Below are 2780 nucleotides of genomic sequence, written 5' to 3' on the forward strand. Positions count from 1 at the left end.
CGCTGCTGGAGCTCCTCGGCTTCACCCGGGGCGCTGGACTGGTGTTTCGCATGGCTTTGAGAAACATCGAACGTCGTCCGGTACAGGCCGGCTTCACCGTGGCGGGGCTGGCGCTGGCCACCGGCCTGCTCGTGCTGCCGGGCGCGCTCGCGGACAGCGTGGACCAGCTTCTGACCTACCAGTGGAATGATCAGTTCCGGCAGAACGTGATCATCCACATGCGCGAGCCCGTCTCCCGCAATACACTCCATGATCTCGAACATCTTCCCGGGGCCATTCGGGTAGAGCCGATGCGCGGCTTCATTGCCAGTGTGAGCAATGCCCACCACGAGCGCAGGCTCTACATCCTAGGCCTCGCCAAGAACCACCAGCTCATCCATCCACGGGACACTCTGGGCCGGCCCATCGTGCTGCCCAGCGAGGGCCTGGTGATTTCTCAAAAACTCGCAGAGGTGCTGGGAGTAAAAATCGGCGACCGCCTTCAGGTCCAGGCCCTGGAAGGGCGCTGCGAACGCAGGGAGATCACCGTGCGCGGCTTCATGGCGGACTTCCACGGCATGGCAGCCTACATGGACATCGATGCCGTCCGCAATTTCCTGCGGGAGGGCGAGACGATGACCGGTGCCTTTCTCAGCGTGGATGACAGCCGCTGGGACGACTTCATGCGCGAGGTCAAAGGCCAGCCTAAGATCGAGTTTGCCAGCGTGAAGAAAAATGATCTCGCAGCATTTCGTGCCTCCACCGGCCAGAGCATCGGCACCCTCCGCCAGTTGTTTCTATGGATGGCGGTCATCGTTGCTTTTGGCGTCGTGTACAACAGCGCGCGTATCGCGCTCTCCGAGCGTGGGCGTGATCTCGCAACGCTGCGCGTGGTCGGCCTGACGAAGCGCGAAGTAGCCGGCGTGCTGCTGGGGGAGCTGACGCTCCTCGTGCTGGTGGCTCTGCCTGTAGGTCTTGTATTTGGCAGCGCGCTGGCCTCGTACGTGATCAGCGCCGTCAGCAATGAAACCGTCCGCCTGCCTCACTACATCAGCACCATCACCTATGCCAAATCCGTGCTGGTGGTGCTTACGGCCGCAGGTGCCTCCTTTGCCATGGTCGGCTACATGCTGAGCAGGCTGGATCTGATCAGCGTGCTCAAGGCACGCGACTGAACAAATAGAGGCTGCTGCATGCTCACCTCACTCGATTTAAAACTCTTCAGAGATCTCGCTCACATAACGGTGTCCAAAGCCCGGAGGCCAAAAGGCCCTCATGGAGATGATTACGGGGGCGATACTGCACCGCTGGCGAGTTCGATTTTTGCGTGCGTGCAGGGGATTGGGGGGCGCCTTGAAAGCGCCCCACAGTCACGTAAACACCTCAGAAGAACGCGCCTTCAGGGTTGACTTCAGACGGTCATGAAATTTTTGTTTTTATGGCCTCCCTGCCTCCTGACACTGCTCTCCCTACTCGGTTTTTCACCCCGCTCTTCGACCTCCTGCCTGCGCGCACTGGCGTCACTGCCCCGGTCTTGCCGACGCGGACTGGCTGCGCCTCGGCGTCCAGCGCTGTCTCCAGCCCCAGGCCAGCGGCAGGGGCTTTTTGCAAACCCTTGCCGCACTTGGCGCTGGCTGCCGCCCCGAGAACTCGCACTTCTTCGAGTCACTCAAAAGCCAGCGCAGGCTGGCTTTGTGCGCCGAGGCCAATGCCCGGCTCTGCGCCCATGCACGCACCGTGCTCCCCGATGCGCTCGCCGCCTTCCCCTGCCTTGCCGACTTCGATGTCCACGCCGGTGATGGCCACTACCATGCCCATGCCACGCATGATCCCGCCGACAGCAAAGGTGACAAACTCGCCGTGGGCCATCTCTACAGCCGTAACCTGCGCAGCGGCTGCCTCACCCACCTCACCGTCAATGACCAGCAGGCGCGCAAAAAGGAGCACGATATGCGCGGGCTCAAACGCCTGGAAATCGCCGCGTTGCGCCAGGGCGCGTCCAAGGGGCGCAAAGTGCTCCACGTCTGGGACCGTGCGGGCATCGACTTTCGGCAGTGGTACAAGTGGAAGCAGGGCAGCGGCATCTACATGCTCAGCCGCTGCAAGACCAACATGGCGCTGCTGCCCTGCGGCGACCTGCCCTTTGACCCTTTGACCGCGATGATGCGATCAACGCAGGCGTGAGCCGCGATGAACTCGTGGGTACCGCCACCAGCGGGACGATGCTGCGGCGCATCACCTTCCATGACGTGGTCGCAGACCGGCAGTTCGAGTTCCTCACCAGCCTGCTGGAGAGCAGCGTGCCGCCGGGCGTGTTGGCGCATCTCTACCGCATGCGCTGGAATATCGAGAAGAGCTTTGATGAGGTGAAGAACAAACTCGGCGAAAAGAAGGCCTGGGCCACCAGCGCCACGGCCAAGAGCATGCAGGCGCAGTTCATTTGCCTCAGTGTCAATTTGCTGCAACTGCTCGAACATGAACTCGAAACGCAAGGCATCCGCAACACGCCGGAAGTGAAGCGCCGGGCCAAACGCCTGGAGCAGGCGACGGCGGTCGCGACCAAGGCGGGGGCGGTCTTACCCAAGCCGCTGCGCGTGGTGCAACAGATCACACAGCACTGCGTCAAACTCATCCGCTGGGTAGCTGCCCAGCTCTGGCTCAATGTCCCTTGGCAGCAAGCCTGTGCGGTCTTGACGACCCTCTACGCCAAGTTATGAACGGCGAACTTTGGACACCGTTGACAACGCAAAAAGATGCCAACAAAAAGATGCCAACAAAAAGATGCCAACAAAAAGATGCCA

Annotated in this window: 3 protein-coding genes; all 3 read left to right on the plus strand. The window is 61.3% G+C overall.

What is annotated here, in order from left to right:
- Positions 1-1154, plus strand: a 1154-nt coding sequence (locus tag PSV43_RS10385; RefSeq protein ID WP_300196468.1) for an ABC transporter permease, incomplete at its 5' end; no start/stop codon positions are given.
- Positions 1155-1584: 430 nt separating this feature from the next.
- A complete protein-coding gene (locus tag PSV43_RS10390) occupies positions 1585-2163 on the plus strand; it encodes a hypothetical protein (protein ID WP_300196470.1) in 579 nt (192 codons plus the stop codon).
- Entirely contained in the window at positions 2160-2696 is a 537-nt protein-coding gene (locus tag PSV43_RS10395; RefSeq protein ID WP_300196472.1) for a transposase, read from the plus strand. The genes PSV43_RS10390 and PSV43_RS10395 overlap by 4 nt, the downstream gene beginning before the upstream one ends.
- The last annotated feature ends 84 nt before the right edge of the window (positions 2697-2780 follow it).

Origin of the sequence: Prosthecobacter sp. (assembly GCF_029946185.1) — a bacterium.
GTDB lineage: Bacteria > Verrucomicrobiota > Verrucomicrobiia > Verrucomicrobiales > Verrucomicrobiaceae > Prosthecobacter.